The organism is Cytophagia bacterium CHB2, assembly GCA_030263535.1.
Classification (GTDB): Bacteria; Zhuqueibacterota; Zhuqueibacteria; order Zhuqueibacterales; family Zhuqueibacteraceae; genus Coneutiohabitans.
In genome coordinates, this window is the sequence record SZPB01000126.1 from 1 (window position 1) to 15,662 (window position 15,662).

The 15,662-nt window shown below is 52.4% G+C and carries 14 protein-coding genes; 3 read left to right on the forward strand and 11 right to left on the reverse strand.

Annotated elements, in window-relative coordinates; all coding sequences use genetic code 11:
- Positions 1-744: efflux RND transporter permease subunit (locus tag FBQ85_13705; protein ID MDL1876209.1), on the forward strand; the 744-nt coding region annotated here is incomplete at its 5' end.
- Positions 745-1,019: 275 nt separating this feature from the next.
- On the opposite strand, the gene FBQ85_13710 is transcribed toward FBQ85_13705, so the two are convergent.
- The 8 genes from FBQ85_13710 to FBQ85_13745 all read right to left on the reverse strand — a co-directional run bounded on the left by FBQ85_13710 (position 1,020) and on the right by FBQ85_13745 (position 10,235).
- Positions 1,020-2,507: a potassium/proton antiporter gene (locus FBQ85_13710; GenBank protein MDL1876210.1), complete on the reverse strand. Its 1,488-nt coding sequence runs from the start codon at positions 2,505-2,507 to the stop codon at positions 1,020-1,022.
- Between the two features lie 539 nt (positions 2,508-3,046).
- Positions 3,047-3,430 (reverse strand): hypothetical protein, encoded by a 384-nt coding sequence (locus tag FBQ85_13715; GenBank protein ID MDL1876211.1) that lies wholly within the window; start codon positions 3,428-3,430, stop codon positions 3,047-3,049.
- Positions 3,427-3,669: a DUF433 domain-containing protein gene (locus FBQ85_13720; protein MDL1876212.1), complete on the reverse strand. Its 243-nt coding sequence runs from the start codon at positions 3,667-3,669 to the stop codon at positions 3,427-3,429. The genes FBQ85_13715 and FBQ85_13720 overlap by 4 nt, the downstream gene beginning before the upstream one ends.
- A gap of 93 nt (positions 3,670-3,762) precedes the next feature.
- Positions 3,763-5,442, reverse strand: coding sequence for a formate--tetrahydrofolate ligase (locus FBQ85_13725; protein MDL1876213.1), 1,680 nt, complete (start codon positions 5,440-5,442; stop codon positions 3,763-3,765).
- A 136-nt stretch (positions 5,443-5,578) separates the two neighbouring features.
- Positions 5,579-6,460, reverse strand: coding sequence for a 2-oxoacid:ferredoxin oxidoreductase subunit beta (locus FBQ85_13730; protein ID MDL1876214.1), 882 nt, complete (start codon positions 6,458-6,460; stop codon positions 5,579-5,581).
- On the reverse strand, positions 6,421-8,202 hold the full coding sequence (locus FBQ85_13735) for a 2-oxoacid:acceptor oxidoreductase subunit alpha (GenBank protein MDL1876215.1): 1,782 nt from the start codon (positions 8,200-8,202) through the stop codon (positions 6,421-6,423). Before FBQ85_13735 ends, FBQ85_13730 begins: the two co-directional genes overlap by 40 nt.
- Before the next feature lie 413 nt (positions 8,203-8,615).
- A complete protein-coding gene (locus FBQ85_13740) occupies positions 8,616-9,206 on the reverse strand; it encodes a cytochrome c-type biogenesis protein CcmH (GenBank protein ID MDL1876216.1) in 591 nt (196 codons plus the stop codon).
- Between the two features lie 213 nt (positions 9,207-9,419).
- Complete coding sequence (locus FBQ85_13745; GenBank protein ID MDL1876217.1) at positions 9,420-10,235, reverse strand: hypothetical protein; 816 nt, start codon at positions 10,233-10,235, stop codon at positions 9,420-9,422.
- 440 nt (positions 10,236-10,675) lie between these two features.
- On the opposite strand from FBQ85_13745, the gene FBQ85_13750 reads away from it, so the two are divergent.
- Both FBQ85_13750 and FBQ85_13755 read left to right on the forward strand, forming a co-directional pair.
- Positions 10,676-12,028 (forward strand): hypothetical protein, encoded by a 1,353-nt coding sequence (locus FBQ85_13750; GenBank protein MDL1876218.1) that lies wholly within the window; start codon positions 10,676-10,678, stop codon positions 12,026-12,028.
- Positions 12,029-12,319: 291 nt separating this feature from the next.
- The gene (locus tag FBQ85_13755; protein MDL1876219.1) at positions 12,320-13,468 is read left to right on the forward strand and encodes a hypothetical protein; all 1,149 of its coding nucleotides are present in this window, start codon (positions 12,320-12,322) and stop codon (positions 13,466-13,468) included.
- A 49-nt stretch (positions 13,469-13,517) separates the two neighbouring features.
- On the opposite strand, the gene FBQ85_13760 is transcribed toward FBQ85_13755, so the two are convergent.
- The 3 genes from FBQ85_13760 to FBQ85_13770 form a co-directional block, all read right to left on the reverse strand.
- Complete coding sequence (locus FBQ85_13760; protein ID MDL1876220.1) at positions 13,518-14,441, reverse strand: hypothetical protein; 924 nt, start codon at positions 14,439-14,441, stop codon at positions 13,518-13,520.
- A gap of 109 nt (positions 14,442-14,550) precedes the next feature.
- Positions 14,551-14,988, reverse strand: coding sequence for a ferritin-like domain-containing protein (locus tag FBQ85_13765; protein ID MDL1876221.1), 438 nt, complete (start codon positions 14,986-14,988; stop codon positions 14,551-14,553).
- Positions 14,989-15,020: 32 nt separating this feature from the next.
- The coding region (locus tag FBQ85_13770; GenBank protein ID MDL1876222.1) for a phosphatidylserine decarboxylase family protein at positions 15,021-15,662 on the reverse strand (642 nt) is incomplete at its 5' end.

Below are 15,662 nucleotides of genomic sequence, written 5' to 3' on the forward strand. Positions count from 1 at the left end.
AGAACGTACGAGCAATCCAATCCCCCGCAGCTTTACCGCTTCAATCGCTACATTGCGGCCACGGTCTCCGCCGGCCTCGCGCCCGGCTATACCTTGGGTGACGGCATCAAAGCTATGGATGAAATCGCAGCCAAGCTTCTGGATGATTCGTTCAGCACAACGCTCTCCGGCGCCGCACGCGATTTTGCCGAAAGCTCATCGAGCTTGGTATTTGTCTTCGTCCTGGCGCTGGTGCTGACGTATCTGATTTTGGCGGCGCAATTCGAGAGTTTCCGCGATCCGTTCATCATCATGTTCACGGTGCCGCTTGCGGTCGCCGGCGCGCTGCTGTCATTGTGGTATTTCAATCAAACCATCAACATCTTCAGCCAAATCGGCCAGATCATGCTCATTGGCTTGGTGACGAAGAATGGCATTCTGATCGTGGAATTTGCCAATCAGCGCAAGGCCAACGGACTTTCAGTGATGGAAGCCGTGCAAAGCGCGGCCGCGGCGCGTTTTCGACCGATTCTGATGACGAGCTTGTCGACGATCCTCGGCATTCTGCCGATTGCCATGGGTTTAGGCGCCGGCTCGGAAAGCCGTGTGTCTATGGGTATCGCGGTTGTGGGCGGAATGATTTTCGCCAGCGGATTGACGCTGTACGTGATTCCCTCGATTTATTCGTATTTCTCTAAAGAATTTGATCAGCGCCGTGCAAGTGTTGCCGCCATTCGGCAACGGCAAGAAATGATGGAAGTTTGAAGTTGCCTGTTGGGAGAAATGCTCTACCGGACGCTTTTCACGAATAAGATTTTCAGCCGTTGATTTACACTGATTTCATTTTTTTTGATAGAAGCCATTTTAAGACATCGAAAAATCAGTGAACGTCGGTTTAAATTCATGGCTCAAAAAAGCGTCCGGTAGTGAAGAGAGAAAAATACCTATCGTTTCGCCTTCAGGTATCGGGGCCTCACGCAATGTTGCGTGCCTGAAAACGTTGCTGTAAACGAATCTTTTATCCCCTCCTGCCCTTCTCGCTAGCCAGCTTTTTCCCCCACACTTTTTTTCTCCACCTTCGAAAATATCGCACGCAGCTCCGGCAAGTTGCGTTTGTTCACCAACGCTAAAATGACGTCTCCTTCGTGGACTATCGTACCGCCGCTGGGCACGATGAATTCTTCATTCTGACTGATGAGCACAACCAGGCTGTCACGCGGCAACCCCAGTTCAACCAAAGATTTTCCCGCAACCGCAGCGTACGACGGCACAATAAATTCCATCAATTCCGTATCCATCCCGGCCGTGGGCTCGAACTCGATGGGATACTGCCGTTTGCGTGTCAACGGCGCATCAACATTGAGCAAACGCGCCACCGCGGGAATTGACCAACCCTGTAAAAGCGCTGAAGTCAACACAATAAAGAAAACGAGATTGAAGAGTAATTCGGCATTGGGCAGTTTTGCCAGCAGCGGAAATGTCGCCAAAATAATCGGCACTGCGCCGCGCAGCCCAACCCAGGAGACAAAGGTTTTCTCGCGCCAACTCAATCGCGCGAACACCAACGAGACAAACACGCTGAGCGGCCGTGCGACAAACATAAGAAACGCCGAAAGCAGCAAGCCCGCGCCGATCACCGAAAAAATGTGAGAGGGATATACCAATAAGCCGAGTGTGAGAAACATGCCGATCTGGCTCAGCCAGGCAAACCCGTCGAAAAAACGCAGCAGACTTTTCTTGTGCACAAAATCGCTGTTGCCCGCCACCAACCCGGCAAGATAAACCGCGAGGAAGCCGCTGCCACCGAGCAGCGCCGTGGCGCTGTAGACGAGCGCGATAAATGCAATGGCAAATACGGGATAAAATCCTTCATATGCAAAATTCAGGCGATTGAGCAATGTCGCCAGCAATTTCCCCAAACCCAAACCACAAAGCGCTCCCAACCCCATTTGCAGGGCAAACAAATTGGCAATCCCCCAAAAAGTGGCCTCCGCAGATGTGAGCAGATGAATCAATCCAATTGTGAGAAACACCGCCATGGGATCGTTGCTGCCCGACTCCAATTCCAACAACGGCCTTAAGTTGCCGCGCAAGCTGACGCTGCGCGCACGCAACACTGAAAAAACTGCTGCGGCATCGGTAGACGAGATCACCGCACCCAGCAGCATGCCCTCGAGCCAGGAAAAATCTAGAAAGTAGTACGTAACCAGACCGACCAACACCGCGGTGAGCAATACGCCGAGGGTTGCCAAACTCGCAGCTTGCCATAGCGTTGGGCGAACCGAACGCCAGTCCGTATCCAACCCGCCGGCAAAAAGTATGAAAACCAGGGCGAGAATACCGAGCGATTGCGCCACGCCGGCGTTGTCAAAATAAATACCGCCGGGGCCTTCTGAGCCGGCCAGCATGCCGATACCCAGAAACAACAATAAAACTGGAACACCAAGATTTTCTGAAAATTTTGCAATACCGATGCTGAGAAGAATGAGAGCACCGCCGAGCAACAAGAGGTATTCAATTGAGATCATCCACCGTCCTGATTATACCCGGTTATGTTGTATGCCGAGATTCATGCCAGGGCTGTCGCAAAGCAACAGAACAGTCTGACGTGGAATCCTTTGGGAAATTCCATTATAATGGAAGCAAAGATAACAAAGAAAAATTTGAGACAAAAGCCCTGTTTTGCGCATGCCGCGTCGAATAAACATTCTCGTGCGAAGTTTTACCTTAATTTGCAGGAGAAGTACATTTTTTGAGCGTGATTGCAATCACGGAAATAGTTGGCGGGCAAGGCAAGAGATGATGGCGGGAAAAGACTTAAAACAATCGTCCCGACGGTTAGCAAAAGACCCAATAGGCGCGACCAACAAGAACCTTCTGAGCTTGCAATTCAATTGGGTACTCTCAAGCCGTGAGCAACAGAATTGGCTAGTTTGCAGCCCATCTCCTCATTTTGGAGATAGCACAGCCGGATTCACGATTGCTTTTTAGGATTGGGGTGCTACCATTGCTGCATCCACACCACCGCCCGGGCAGGAGTGTATTGGGGACGGACATTGTCTAGAAATTACGAAACATCATCTTCATCCGCTTCGGATTGATGCACACGAATCCGGCCGATTTCGACAATCCACAATTGTTTGTTCACAGAGGTTGTTTGGATCACCTGCAAAAATTGGCGAATCAAAGATTCTAAAAGCGCCAGGGTGGGATCCTTGGGGATGCGAATGACCGCAAGGCCTGCGGTTTGATAGGGCGGGAAGCGAATGACATCGGCAAAATCCAAATCTAACGTGACCAAACAGCGTTGTTCGCGGCAACAATGCTCGTAGATGACTTGATCCGGATTACCGTGTAAGCCTTCCTCCCGTACGGTCTGCACATCATGGCCAGCAAGGCGAAAAAGCTGCTGCGTGCGCTTGCCAAAGTTTTCATCAAGTTTGATTTTCACGCTGCCTGATCGAGTGGAATGTCAACATATCTTTCTCGTGACATCTCTGCGCCATAGGCAATAGCCGCAAGAATATCCTGATCTGTCAAGTGGGGATATTCCTCGAGAATTTCTGCCATGGTCATGCCGGCAGCTAAAAAATCAAGAATGAGAGAAACCCAAATGCGGGTGCCGCGAATGCAGGGCTTGCCAAAGCAGATATTGGGATCAACCGAAATGCGTTGCAGCAGCGGATTCATGGCTCATTTCCATTTTGCTAATGAAGATGCGCCGTAATCTAACCGATTCCGGCCAGCATTGCAAGCTCATTGTCGGCGCGGCTGCGTTTTTTCTCAAAACAATCCGGTAATTGTGCCATGATCATCAACATCCATCTTCATCGCTGCCGGCGTTTGCGGCAAGCCCGGCATCAGCATCATGTCGCCGCAAATCATGACGAGGAACCCTGCGCCGGCGGAAAGTTGCGCATCCGTCACGGTCAGCGTCCAGCCTTTGGGCGCTGCGAGGGCGCGGGGGTTATCGGTAAGCGAGGCCTGTGTTTTGGCCATGCAAATCGGCAGAGTACCATAACCGTGTGAGATGAATGCTTCGATTTTCTTCTGCGCTTTTTTCTCAAAATAAACCTCTTCTGCGCCATAAATTTCCATGGCGATCTTTCGCACTTTCTCCTGCACCGATAGGTTGAGATCATACAAAAATGCCGGCTTGGGATTTTTGTAGGACTCTGCTTTAGCCACGACTTTTTCAGCCAGCGCGATAACGCCCTCCCCGCCTTTCATAAAGGCCTCATGCGCGGCGCAATCGACTTCCAGCCGCTGGCAAAGGTCGAAGATCATATTGATCTCGGCTTGCGTATCGAACGGAAACTTGTTCACTGCCACCAGCACCGGCACACCGAATTTTCGCATATTGCGAACATGTGTTTCCAAATTAATTAGGCCTTTTTTAAACGCTTCAGGATTCTCCTTGCTCAATTCCTGCGCCTGATCCGGGACGCCACCGTGCAATTTCATCGCGCGGCAGGTCGCGACAATCACCACCGCTGAAGGCCATAAACCCGATTGGCGGCAGACGATGTCAAAAAACTTTTCGCCGCCGAGATCCGCGCCAAACCCGCACTCGGTTACAACATAATCGGCAAGCTTGAGCGCAATGCGATCGGCAATCACGCTGCTGGTGCCGTGCGCGATGTTGGCAAACGGCCCGGCGTGCACCAACGCGGGCGTGTGCTCGATGGTCTGCACGAGATTGGGCATGATCGCATCGTTGAGAATTACGGCCATGCCGTTGTTGGCCAGGAGATCGCGGGCTTTGACGATGTCGCCTTTGCGGTTATACCCGACCACAATCTCGCCCAATCGATGCTTCAAATCCTTGCGTGAGCCGGCGAGCGCCAGAATCGCCATCACTTCCGAGGCGGCAGTAATGACAAAACCGGACTCGCGCGGAATGCTGTTCACGCGCCCACCCAAACCCACGACGATATGCCGCAAGGCGCGATCATTCATGTCCATCGTGCGGTTCCACTGAATATTGGTCACGTCGATGTTGAGCGCATTGCCTTGATGCAAGTGATTATCCAGCATGGCCGCCAGCAAATTGTGCGCAGCGGTGACGGCGTGAATATCGCCGTTAAAATGCAAATTGATCAACTCCATCGGAATCACCTGGGAATAGCCGCCGCCAGTGGCGCCGCCCTTGATGCCGAATACCGGTCCGAGCGAAGGCTCGCGCAAGGCAATCATGCCTTTCTTGCCGATGCGCGCCAATGCCTGGCCCAGGCCGACCGTGGTGAGGGTTTTGCCTTCGCCGTGACTGGTGGGCGTCATGGCGGTGACCAGAATCAATTTGCCCTCGGGCCGGGAGGAAAATTTCTCCAGCGTTTCGAGTTTGATTTTTCCGGTGTATTTGCCGTAGAACTCAAAATCATCATCGGTGATGCCGAGCTGATCCATGATATTTCGAATCGGATTCAGCGTCGCGCGTTGCGCGATTTCAAGGTTGGTGAGCATGGGGTTTCCTTAGTGATGAAATCTTAGCTTTTGCGGCAAACATTTTCAAACCGCGAATTGACGCGAATAAACGCGAATCACTCATTCGCGCCTATTCGCGTTCAGTCGCGGTTACTCTTGTTGTTTTCTTACAGCGTCAATCCATTTCCGGTTCGGCCACCGGTTCGGAGACATGATATTCCCGCAGCAACGCTTCAAAATCGGCTCCGCCTTCTTGTTTTGCGAGTTGGGTCAGCCGCAGCAAACGTTCTTGATAGGTTTGCGTTTGCATGCGATAAATCACGCCCAGCGAAATTTTGCCGATTTCATTACTGACCTGCCAGGCCTGGTCGAGCGAGGCCGGATCATATTCTGCCGGCAAATCGACAGCCAGATCGCGAATAATATCGAATTGATCCTTTCCAACAAACGTCACGCACGGGCTTAGGATCTGCACAAACGCAAAGCCGGGATGCTGAATTGCTTGCACGATGAGATCGACGCATTGCTTGACATTGCTGGAAAAGCTGCGCGCGATGAAAGACACCTCGTAACTCAACGCCAGCTTGATGGGATTGATGGCATCTTCGATAATGCCGTAGGGCGTGGATTTTGTTTCGTGATCACTGCCGGTGGTGGGCGAGGTTTGGCCCTTGGTCATGCCGTAAATGCCGTTGTCCATCATGATGTACGTCATATCGATGTTGCGCCGCGCCGTGTGCGGAAAATGCCCGCCGCCGATGCTCAGGCCGTCGCCGTCGCCCGCCACCGCAATCACAGTGGTTTCCGGACGCGCCAGCTTCACGCCTTGCGCCACCGGCAGGGCGCGGCCATGAATGCTGTTGAAGCCGTAAGTTTTGACATATCCCGGCAAGCGGCTGGAACACCCGATGCCGGAGACGATCGCAACTTCTTCGAGCGGAAGTTGCAAGCGGCCCAGCGCCTGATAAATCGCATTCAACACGCCAAAATCGCCGCAGCCCGGGCACCAAACCGGTTTTACTCCGCTGCGATAGTGTGTTGCAGTGTAGTTTCCCATAACGAATCAACCTCTTGAATGGCGTCCAAAATTTCTTGCACGGTGAACAGCGCCGCGCCCGTGTGTTTATGCACGCGCGTGCTATGCGGCAGCGCAAGTTGACTTTTTAAATAGCTGTAAAATTGGCCGTCGGCTAATTCCACGATTAACAAACCCTCGAGCTGATCGAGAAAGGCTTGCACCGGGGCCACCGGCAGCGGCGCCAATTGCCGCAACACCAACGCTGCGACTTTGTGCCCTTCGGCCTGGAGCTTGGTGACGGCTTCTTGCACCACGCCCGTGGTCGAACCCCACGCCAGAATGCCGATATCCGGATCGTGATCGCCGCAGCGCCAGAGCAAATTCGGCTCCTCCCGCAGGATGACTTGATTTTTTAGCGCGCGCTTGTGCGTCATTTTTTCATCCAGCTCGGCGTTGGAGGTCGGCCTGCCGGTTTCGTCGTGCTCGATGCCGGCAGCGGTGTACATGCCGCCTTTTATGCCGGGAGCGGAAATCGGCGACACGCCCGTTTCCGTCATTTTGAAGCGTTGATACGGCTGCAACTCTTCGCCGGAAGCGAATTGGCGCGTGATTATCTTCGGTTTGAGTGCATCAAAATTCACCTTCGGAATGACTTCCAGGCGTTGTCCGAGAAACTGGTCGCTCAACACCAGCACCGGCACTTGATATTTTTCCGCAAGATAAAACGCATGCACCGCAATTGCAATCGCATCCGCGGCATCTGTCGGCGCCAGAACCACGCGCGGCAAGTTGCCGTGCCCACCGAACACCGCGTGAAACAAATCAGCCTGCGTGGTTTTCGTGGGGATGCCGGTGCTCGGGCCGGCGCGCTGCACGTCGATGATGACCAGCGGCAGCTCCGCCATTGCCGCCAGGCCGATCGCTTCCGTCATGAGAGAAAGTCCCGGTCCGGAGGTGGCGGTCATGGCTTTTTTTCCAGCGAAGGAAGCGCCAATGGCCATGGTGATGGCGGCAATTTCGTCCTCGGTTTGAATGAACACGCCGTCGAATTTGGGCAACTGCGCTGCCATCCATTCCATGACTTCACTGGCAGGAGTGATGGGATACCCTGCAAAAAATTTCACGCCGGCGAAAAGCGAGCCGATGGCAATCGCTTCATTGCCGGTGAACACAAGTTTAGCTTCGTGATTCTTGACTTTCCAATCGTAACGCGGCCGGGTGTTTTCCACTTGCGCCAGTTGCACGCCTGCGCTAAAAGCAGCGAGATTGCCCCGCAGCACTGCCTCGCTTTTTTTGGCAAAGCGTTGCTGAATCGCTTGCTCAAATCCGCTTTGCGGCAAATCAAACCAACCGGAGAGAAATCCCAAAGCGACCAAATTTTTGGCGAGCGCCGCGTTGGTTTCTTTTTTGGAAGTGGCGCTGAACGGCACGGCAACAAACCGCGCCTTGGCGGGAAACGTCAAACGCTCGGGCGGGGCGTCTTCACTGTCATGAAAAATCACGGCGCGCTCGCGCAGGCGTACTTCGCCGGCAAAACGATGATAATTGTTCCAGCTCAACACCACCAGCGCATCGAGGTGATCGCCTTGTGATAACACGGGCGACTTGCGCAAGCGAATTTGCGCCAGGCTCTCGCCGCCGCGAATTTGCGGGCCGTAGCTCTTGATCATCATGCTGTACAAACCGTCTTGCGAGGTGGCATGCACGAGAATTTCGCCCGCGCTCACCACGCCTTCACCGCCGCTGCCGACAATCGCCAGCGTTAAATCTTCTTCGTACATGCGTTGGCCTCCACATCGTGAATCGTAAAAAACGTGACACTCTGCCGTGTCGCAGAAATTTCAGAATCTCCTGTACCCACATGGGGCCAAGGAGATTGGGATTTAATTGCAAATTGCATTTCAAAGATCTCGCACACTCAGGAATGCCATTTAAACAACATACCCATTTCCTGCAACCGCGAATTAACGCGAATGTACACTAATATTTTTCGTAAGAATTTAGCCGCTTGAAGTTTTCGCCCACCGAAATAGAAATCCCACAGAAATTAAGCTTTTTGAGTTCAATTCAGTGGGATTTCCATTTCAGTGGACGGTTTTTTTGTTCTGGGTTCATTCAGCTAAATTCTTGCTATTTTTCTAATTCGCGTTCATTAGCGGTTTGAGATATGAGAAAGTCGTTTAATTCTGATTCTTCAGGAATCAAAATCCGCCAACTCGCGCTCGAATCGTGCTTCGTAGCGCTCGGTTGCGGCAGCAGATTTTGCGGGCTTAACCGGCGCATTAATCTTGAGCGGCTGGACGCGGCGCAGGTAGCGCCACACGATGAACGCGCCGATAAGAAACGCGAACGCCGGCAAAATATAGACGAGAATATTAAAGCCTGATGCGGTGGGCTTCGCCAGGATGCGTTCGCCATAGGCTTCCACAAAAGCGGCAATGATCTGATCCTTGCTATGGCCCTTTTGCAGCGCCGATCGGATGTAGTCTTTGATCTCTTGCGCCGCTTCAGAACGATGGACATCCGCCGTTTGCGACCAACAGCATGGCGCGATCAACTCATGCGCGATGGCATTCACTTCAGCCTCACTGACGGGCCGCAGCGTTGGGTCAAGAAATGGCTGCGTCGTATCCGCTGCACGTTCCTGCGCCACAACCGCAACAGCGCTCAGAAAGATCAAAGCCAGAGCAGAAAAAACCGCGAGTGATTTATTCATGACAGAGAATCCTAAATGCTTTTTATTGACCAAAATGACACCTTTGGCATAAACTTCCACAAACTTCATGCCGCTGGCCAATCGTGACTATTTTTAGTATTAACAATGTTTATCACCACTGGGGCAGGCTTGTCTCATTATTAATCCTAAGAATGAAACGGGGAGATTTCTCAAGAATCGGAAGGGAAATGCGGATTGGACATTCAATTGGCCGCGGCTTGCGTGGTCACAAATAGTTATTCATGGGAGAAATGATTGTGAGCGCCCTTTTGTGACAGCTACTCATTTTACTATGCTGAGATATTCAGGCTCCTTCTTTGGAAATCGTGCAAATTGCTTCAACGCTGAAAAATCTGGGCTCTTAGACGGATAAAATGCTTCGTCCGAGGTTGAAGCTTTCCTGCCAGAAACAAGGCCTGCGGCCAGTCCCACAGTTCCGAACACAGTTCCGGCCAAGGCTGCTTTGGTTTCGGCGGACATCGAAATACAGGTCGAGATAAAACCAAACCCTTCGCTGGAAGAACGCTCACACGGCCGATCGTCGCCGGTTATGAATCCAAGAGCAACCCCAATTCCAGCGCCGATCAGAAATCCCAACCCGGCACTTTTCAGGACTTTGGATTCACCTTTGACGATTGCGATTCGGATGTCCTGGTTCATAATCACAATGGCAGCCTGGGATTTTTCGCGGACCTCATTTTCTCGAAGCTTGTCAATAGAAATGACCAATGCACTATCCCGCACGGACAAGAGACGTCCGGCAATTTCCGGTTGATTGTGAAGAAGCAGGATAATCTTCGCCCCCTTGCGCGAGCTTCTTTTGGGATTTGATTGAGGCGACGCCTCGTTCAGAGCGCCAGGAACATTGCTGTGGCTCTCTGCCGGCATGGCATCGTTTTCCCGCATTTTAGCGCTGCAAGATGAACAGTTGTCGGCATACAGTTCAACAAGCCCAGATGAACTTGTTGCGGCTCGATCATTTGCTCCGTGATTAAGGGTTGCATATTGGGAAGCACATGCGTTCAGCAGAAAAATCATGATCAGCACGAGATAGTTGAACAACTTACGCTGAGAAGAAATCGTGTTGCGAGTATTCATGATTTGATCCTCGACATTTGATAGAACGTGCTTATCGCTTGCGCGCCTACTTCATAACATACCAAAAAAATTCTGCCCGTTGAGCGCCGAAAGACGCTTGTAAATCTGCTCTACCACAATAGTGTGTTCGTCCGTATAAATATTCATACTCGTGCAAAAGTTCTTAATAGAAAGACAATCAATAGCCAGAGGCTTTCTCAAAATCTCGATCTTGCGAAAACCGGCACACCGAGGCTTAAAGACACCGAACGGCCGTTAAATTCTCAATATAGTAATTTCAATAAGTTACACTAACACAATGGAGTTAAAAAAACGGCCATCAAGGTCACACGGCTGGCACAGGCTTTGAAAAAACAATTTTGGATCTGCGAAAGAATTGTGCAGGACTCTCCCCTGATGCTCATATTAATTCTAGCGAGGGCTACGTTATGATCTTTTATATGAAGAAGTTGACGTTCCTGTTCGTAGCCACTGTTTTGCTTTTTTCCATTGCCATTGCGCAAGAGAAAAAAGCCGGTGACGAGGCGTTGGGCACAAGGAAATATTCCGACTTTGAAAAGCCGCAAGCTTGCGGCAGCTCGTGCCACGTCGATTTCTACCAGCAGTGGACGCAGGCCATGATGTCCCAGGCATACACGCACCATTGGGATGAAATCGAATACTTCAAGCTTGCGGTGCCGCATGCCGAGAAAGATGAGAAAGTCGCAGGCGTCAAAGCCGGTTGCAACGGCTGCCACAGTCCTATCGCGTTTCTCGCAGGAGATGTGCCGCCGCCCAAACCGGAGATGAACAGCCGGGCGAATGAATCGGTATCCTGTGACGTTTGCCACACGATTACCGGCTTCAAAGGCGACACGCCCTACAATTTCAACTACATTTCCGAACCGGGGCGCGTGAAATACGGGCCGCGGCCCGGCGCCGTGTCACCGGCGCACGAAACCCGCGTTTCGGAGTTTCTCAAAACCGCGGAGTTCTGCGGCACCTGCCACAATGAGAAATCGCCTTATGACATTTGGGTGAAGTCGACCCACTTGGAATGGAAGGAAGGGCCGTACGCGCAGGAGGGCGTACGCTGCCAGGATTGCCACATGACCTACGCGCCCGGCCACAACGCCTCCATGGGCCCGGCGCTGCCGAATGTGGCGCAGCATCTCTTTCACGGCGCGCATGATCCCGGCAAAGTGCGCGGCACCGTCGAGCTGCGGGTGCATCCCGATGTGCGCGAACTGGAGCCGGGCGAGCGCATGAAGATTACCGTGGCGCTGTTCAATCAGAAAACCGGCCACAAATTTCCCACCGGCTCCGTGGAAGATCGCATCGTGTGGCTGCATGTGGAAGCAACGGATGCCAAAGGCAATGTTTATCATTTGCCGGTGGATAAGAAAGGCTTCGCCGGCGAGGAATACACCATTGCCGCTAACACGCTGGCGTATCAAGACATGGGCATCGCGCTCAATGATCCGAATTTTGCCGGCATTCAACGCGACGGTGTGCCGGTGGGCGATCGCATTTTTCGGATGCCGTATTTCGATCCCCAAGGCCGCATGACAATTCAACAATGGAACACAGCCTCGCTGGGAATCGACTATCGCCTGGGGCCGCGCGAAACCAAGCTGGAGACGTTTACATGGACGGTGCCCGCCACCGCCGCACCGGGAAAGATGGTGATCAAAGCAGTCTTGAACTATCAGAAACTGGTGAAACCGGTGGCAGAGTTTCTCGAAGTGCCCCTGGAAGAGGCTGAGATCGTCGCGGTCAACGATCATGCAACCGCAGTCACTGTGCTGCCCTAATGGTGTGGCCCAAAACCGTTTTGTTGCACAATCGATGAAGCCGACTGTCTGTTTTCGAGTACTCAACCGGTGAGAGTCGCATTCATGCGACTTCCACATCTTAGCCTGTGGATTCATCCACAGGCATTGCTCAGTTGTACAACCAGCGCCGTGAAAAATCGCCGCGAAGACGCAAAGCCCGCAAAGAGTCTTTCATGCTCAATGTCCTGTGCACCTTGGCGGCTCAAGCGTTGCTGATTTGCCGACGTTTGTCAAATGTCATTTTCAAGGAGAGCTACGATGAGAAAGTCAATGATCGCGTTGCTGCTCGGTTGCCTTGCGATTGCCGTGCTCAGCGAGCAGAGTTATGCCACGATTCCCGCCTTCGCGCGTAAGTATGATATGTCCTGCAACGTTTGCCATTCACCCGTGCCAAAACTCAAGCCCTACGGCGATGAGTTCGCGGGCAACGGTTTTCGCTTGCCGGACAAAGAGCCGCCGCGCTTCACCCGCGAAACTGGCGACGACAAACTGCTGCTCATGCGCGAGCTGCCGCTGGCCTTGCGTTTGGATGCCTCCGCCAGTTATCAAACCGAACGCACGCCCGAGCAGGATTTTGCCACTCCGGTTATTTTGAAAATCCTGTCCGGCGGCTTGATCACGAAAGACGTTTCGTATTATCTCTATTTTCTCTTCAACGAACGCGGCAAAGTCGCCGGGGTTGAGGATGCGCTTTTGTATTTTTCCAACGTTGCCAAATCCGGCTTCGATCTTACCGTCGGGCAGTATCAAGTATCGGATCCCATGTTCAAACGCGAAGCGCGCCCGACTTTCGAAGACTATGTCATCTTCAAAGCCAAGCCGGGATTGAGCAAAGCCGATCTGACTTATGATCGCGGGGTGACGCTGGGCTATGCCCTGCCCACTGAAACCGATGTCGTGCTGTCGGTGCTCAACGGCAACGGCATTGGCGAAGCCGAACCGACGTTTGATAGCGATCCTTACAAGAATTTTTTTCTGCGGCTGGCGCAACCGGTGGATTCGACTTTGCAACTGGGCGGATTCGGTTATCTCGGCAAGGAGAGGGAATTCGGCAACCTCAATGATTTTTACATGGCCGGAGCAGACGTCAAACTGGAGGCGGGAAAATTCGAGCTGGCGGGTCAATATCTCTATCGCAGCGATAAGAATCCATTTTTTCTTGATACCGGCGCCCAACGCTTGAAGACGCAAGGCGGTTTCGCGCAATTGATGTATGCCCCCCAACTCGATCGCAGCGATTGGTATATCTTCTTGCTCTACAACCGCATCGCTTCAGATTTGGACGAACTGAAATACCACACCGCTACCGGAAATTTTTCTTATTTGATTGCACGCAATCTCAAATTGATGACGGAATACACCTACGACATTGAGTATGAGCGTCATCGTTTCACGGTAGGATTTGTCACGGCGTTTTGATTTTGAGAGGATTGTGTAGGGGCGACTCGGCGAGTCGCACCTACAACAGTTATTTCATTTTGGTTGGCCGTAACTTCAGCTTGGGTTGATCACCCAGCAATCTTTCCCATTCACCATAAACTGGATTGGGCAAAATAAACCAATCCACGCCCCAATGCGCGGCCGCGGAATCGACGATGGCACAACGCTGTTCGATCTCGGATAATTGTGTCTCAGCCGCAAAAGAGCGAAGCCTCGCAACCGCGAAAGCCTCGGAAAAATCGCGCAGATTGTCGCCAATGTGAAGCAGAATGTTGTAGCGCAGTGCAGCCTCTTCACGCCTCGCCGACTTGTCTGAAGAAGCGCCCTTCTTCTTCAACAAGAGCCGGGCATTGATGTTGTCGGTATTTATTCCCAATTGCCGCAGCGCCGTGATGGTCGATGGCCGGTTTGTTTCAGAACGATTCGAGATATAAACAACCGTAACACCGTTGCGCTCGGCTTTGGCGATGAACTCTTTCGCGCCCGGCACCAACGTCACGTCATCCGGATAATCCTTTTCATACCTCTCCCACAGGGCTTCGGTGTATTCCAAATTATTCAGATACAAAAACGTTTGAAACGCAGAATTATCCAAAACCGTTTCGTCGAGATCCATCACCACCGCGGGCTTGGGAAAAGGCAATGACGCAGCTTGCAAAATCGCTTGAAGCCGCTGCTCGGCGCTGGCGTAAGTTTGCAGGCAGCTCGCGCGATATTCGGCCGCGGTTTGCATATACAGATTGCTGCCCATCCGCCACGCCATCGGGAACGGCAGGTCTTTTTTCTGCGCGATGGCTTCGTCAACCCACATGGCCCGCCAAATTGAGGGGCCGGTGAGCGCGCCCAGAACAAAGCAAAGCGCGGCAACAACGATGATGAAGCTGGCCGGCTTTGCCGCGACAAAGCGGCCCGCCGCCTGATGAAAAAAAGTATGACGCCCAGCATTTGACATGATATTGGCTCTCACTCATTTTACGATTGCACAACAACGATTGCACAACAATTGTATTCTGCACGAAATTTTGATGTGGGAGTCGCCGCATCTGACCAGCCTTCGACAGTTACAAACCCTTCAACAAACGCCGCAACTCACGCGCATGCCCGGCTTCATCGGCGGCCATCTCCTCCAACTTCATTTTCAACTCCACTTCCCCAAGTTCTTCCGCCATTTGGGCGTGTTTGGTGTAATTTTCAACATCACTCAGCTCCATTTGGAGATCCAGTTCGAGCATGGCCTTGATGTTTTCCGGTTTGTCGAATGCCTTGGGCATGGTGGACGGCTCGCCGCCGAGATCGACGATGACATCGGTGAGAAACGCGGCGTGCCCAAGTTCATCCTGGGATTCGTGTTGAAAAATTTCACGAAGCTCGGCGCCAAGCAGGCCGAAGGATTTGCCGGATTGATAGGTGTAACGGATGATCGTTCCCCATTCAGCGGCCAAGTCTTCGTTGAGCGCTTTGATCAAATCATGTTTGGACATGACAACCTCCTTTTCCATGAATCTGATTTTCGAATGTCTTGCGTTGCTTCTTAAGCTTCATGCAACGAAGCAACAATCGTTTCTCCGGCGCGCACTTGTGCTTGCAAGCTTACTCTTATTTCCGCACGCAACGGCAGAAAAACTTCGAGTCGTGAACCGAACTTAATCATGCCGAAACGTTCGCCCCGCAGCACGTGCTGGCCTTCACGCAGATAACAAACGACGCGCCGTGCGAGAATTCCGGCAATTTGCTTAACCAGTATTTTACCCTGCGGCGATGAGATACCGATAATGACTTGCTCATTCTCCAAAGAGGCTTTCGGCAACGAGGCGACATGAAATCGGCCGCGGTGATAATGCAAGTATTCCACCACGCCCTCCACCGGCGCGCGATTGACGTGAACGTTCCACACCGACATGAAAATGCTCACCCGCCGCGCGCGGCCATGAAGAAACTGACTTTCATCAACCTCGTCGAGGCCGATAACACGGCCATCAGCCGGTGAAATGACAACGTCTTTCTCGCGCGGCGTTTGGCGCGCCGGGTCACGAAAGAAGAAAATGCAAAACGCGGAAAATAGCCAAAGCACAACGCTCGCGCTCCAGCCCATTCCTCCACCCTCCAGTTTCAGAGAAACGAGGGTAAACATGAAGGCCACGAGCATCACCGGCAAAACAATTTTGTAACCTTC

Coding starts and splice junctions, on each gene's coding strand:
- FBQ85_13740 (MDL1876216.1), bottom strand. CDS start 9,206: ATGAAGTTTGTGGAAGTTTATGCCAAAGGTGTCATTTTGGTCAATAAA.
- FBQ85_13750 (MDL1876218.1), top strand. CDS start 10,676: ATGAAGAAGTTGACGTTCCTGTTCGTAGCCACTGTTTTGCTTTTTTCC.
- FBQ85_13730 (MDL1876214.1), bottom strand. CDS start 6,460: ATGGGAAACTACACTGCAACACACTATCGCAGCGGAGTAAAACCGGTT.
- FBQ85_13735 (MDL1876215.1), bottom strand. CDS start 8,202: ATGTACGAAGAAGATTTAACGCTGGCGATTGTCGGCAGCGGCGGTGAA.
- FBQ85_13755 (MDL1876219.1), top strand. CDS start 12,320: ATGATCGCGTTGCTGCTCGGTTGCCTTGCGATTGCCGTGCTCAGCGAG.
- FBQ85_13710 (MDL1876210.1), bottom strand. CDS start 2,507: ATGATCTCAATTGAATACCTCTTGTTGCTCGGCGGTGCTCTCATTCTT.
- FBQ85_13720 (MDL1876212.1), bottom strand. CDS start 3,669: ATGAATCCGCTGCTGCAACGCATTTCGGTTGATCCCAATATCTGCTTT.
- FBQ85_13725 (MDL1876213.1), bottom strand. CDS start 5,442: ATGCTCACCAACCTTGAAATCGCGCAACGCGCGACGCTGAATCCGATT.
- FBQ85_13745 (MDL1876217.1), bottom strand. CDS start 10,235: ATGAATACTCGCAACACGATTTCTTCTCAGCGTAAGTTGTTCAACTAT.
- FBQ85_13765 (MDL1876221.1), bottom strand. CDS start 14,988: ATGGAAAAGGAGGTTGTCATGTCCAAACATGATTTGATCAAAGCGCTC.
- FBQ85_13760 (MDL1876220.1), bottom strand. CDS start 14,441: ATGTCAAATGCTGGGCGTCATACTTTTTTTCATCAGGCGGCGGGCCGC.